This is a genomic window from Belliella pelovolcani, assembly GCF_900156785.1.
In the GTDB taxonomy this organism is placed as follows: domain Bacteria; phylum Bacteroidota; class Bacteroidia; order Cytophagales; family Cyclobacteriaceae; genus Belliella; species Belliella pelovolcani.
On record NZ_FTOP01000039.1, the window covers coordinates 1 to 2386 of the forward strand.

At 42.0% G+C, this 2386-nt stretch carries 1 protein-coding gene and 1 pseudogene; both read left to right on the forward strand.

Annotated elements, in window-relative coordinates:
• Positions 1-1570, forward strand: a 1570-nt coding sequence (gene istA / locus BW935_RS17965; RefSeq protein WP_245802739.1) for an IS21 family transposase, incomplete at its 5' end; no start/stop codon positions are given.
• 15 nt (positions 1571-1585) lie between these two features.
• Positions 1586-2329: pseudogene (istB, locus tag BW935_RS17970) on the forward strand (IS21-like element helper ATPase IstB).
• Positions 2330-2386: the final 57 nt, after the last annotated feature.

Below are 2386 nucleotides of genomic sequence, written 5' to 3' on the forward strand. Positions count from 1 at the left end.
ATTAAGCATTCCCATGGCCAATCGCACTCTTACCATGAACAAGATCAAACAAATTTTACGAGGCCATTTTGATGGCCATGGCTCCAAGCAGCTCAGTAAATTAATGGGAGTCTCCCGCAACACTGTCAAGTCCTATCTCAAAAGATTTAGACAAACAGGTCTATCCTTTGAAGAGGTTAATCAACTTTCCGATGAAGGTTTGGCTGAATTAATATTAGGACCTCCATCTCCTGTTCAGCAAAGTGACAGGTTGGAAACATTACTTCCTTTATTACCTGGGATTGTAAAGAAGCTGCGTACAAAAGGTATGACACGTCAACGTCTCTGGGAAGAATATCGAGAGAAGCACCCCGACGGTTTTCAGTCAAGTCAGTTTCGAAAGCATATTCGGGAATACGTGGGTCGGCAGGGACTAACTATGCATTTTGACCATCCAGCAGGAGAGAAAGTTTTCATCGATTATGCAGGGAAAAAGCTCCATGTTACTGACCCTGAAACTGGTGAGCATTTTCCAGTAGAGGTATTTGTGGCTACTCTAGGTTGTACTCAATACACTTATGTAGAAGCTACTTATACCCAGCAGAAACCAGACTTCATTGGAAGCTGCACAAGGATGTTGGAGTTCTTCGGTGGGGTTCCAAGGGTGATCGTGCCCGACAACCTCCGGTCTGCAGTTTCCAAAGGCAGTAAATACTCCCCAGTCCTCAACGAGACCTTCGAAACATTTGCTGAGCATTACAATACCACTATTATTCCTGCAAGACCCCGACAACCCAGAGAAAAATCTCTTGTAGAAGGTGCTGTTAGATTGGTATATCAGAGGATTTATATGGAGCTACAAGGTAAAGTTTTCTTATCTCTTGAAAGCCTCAATGAAGCGCTCTTTACATTGTTAGCTAACTACAATGACTATGCGCTAAGAGGAGAGGAAAGTCGCAGAGAGCAGTTTGAGACACTTGAACGAAGCAGTCTGCTGGCTCTTCCTGAACTCCCTTACCAGTTGATGAGTGTAAAAGTATGCACAGTAATGAAAAATACCCATATCTGTCTTGGAGAGGATAAACACTACTACAGTGTCCCTCATCAGTATATGGGAAAGAAAGTCAAAGTCCTTTTCAATGATGATAGGGTAGAGATTTTTTACAAGTATCATCCTATAGCCAAGCACAAGCGAGACAAAAGAAAACATAAGTACACTACCTTAAGGGAGCATCTATCAGGTAACCATAAGTATGTATCGGACTGGAGTTATGAATTCTTTGTAGAAAAGGGCAATAAGATCAACAAGGAGGTTGGTACATTCTTATCCAAGCTGATGGAGTTTATTCCCCACCCTGAGCAAGGTTTTAGATCCTGTTCTGGGATTCTTCATCTCGCCCGCAAAGTAGGGACACAACGGATCACTGCCGCTTGTAAAAGAGCCTCAGAGTATGGCGTTTATACTTACTCTATGATTGAACAGATTCTCTCCAAAAACTTGGATTCCATCAGTTTTTCTGATGAACAGCTGGATGAATCCTCCCAGATGCCCAAACACCACAATATCCGTGGCAATAGATATTATAGTTAATAAACACCAATTCCAATGATACAAGACACAATTGAAAAGATGAAAAAAATGAAGCTCTATGGTATGTAACGGAGCTTCAGTCATGCCACTGAATCAGGTTCCTTGGCGTCCCTTACACCAGATGAGCTAATCAATCTGCTAGTGGAAAACGAATGGGATGATCGTCAAAATCGAAGAATGGATCGAAGCCTTCGCGGTGCACGTTTCCGATACAAAGCCACTATTGAAGAGCTAGATTTTCGTGTTGGCCGTGAACTGGACAAAAATCAACTATTGAGACTCGCAGACGGAGCATACATCCACAAAGGGGAAAACATTCTGATGACAGGAAGTACAGGCACAGGTAAGAGTTATCTTGCCTGTGCCCTGGGCAATCAGGCTTGTAGCAAGGGACACAAAGTCCTTTATGCTAATACGACCAAATTACTCACCCAACTGAAAATGGCAAAGGCAGATGGATCTTCAATTAAGGAAATGCTCAAAATAGAAAAACTCGATGTACTAATCCTCGATGACTTTGGAATACAACCCTTGGATGTACAGAGCAGAATGTTGTTGATGGAGATAATTGAAGATCGCCATGGAAAAAAATCCACCATCATAACATCCCAATTACCAGTCAGCGCATGGTATGAAATTATCGGAGATCAGACGATTGCAGATGCTATTTTGGATAGGATCGTACATGATGCACACCGAATAGAACTCAAAGGAGAATCCTTAAGAAGAAAACGAAATATTAATCAAGAAAAACAATAACTTTAACGCGATGTAAGTCTACTATTCCTGACCAAAAAACTACTTAACTCTGGGGGG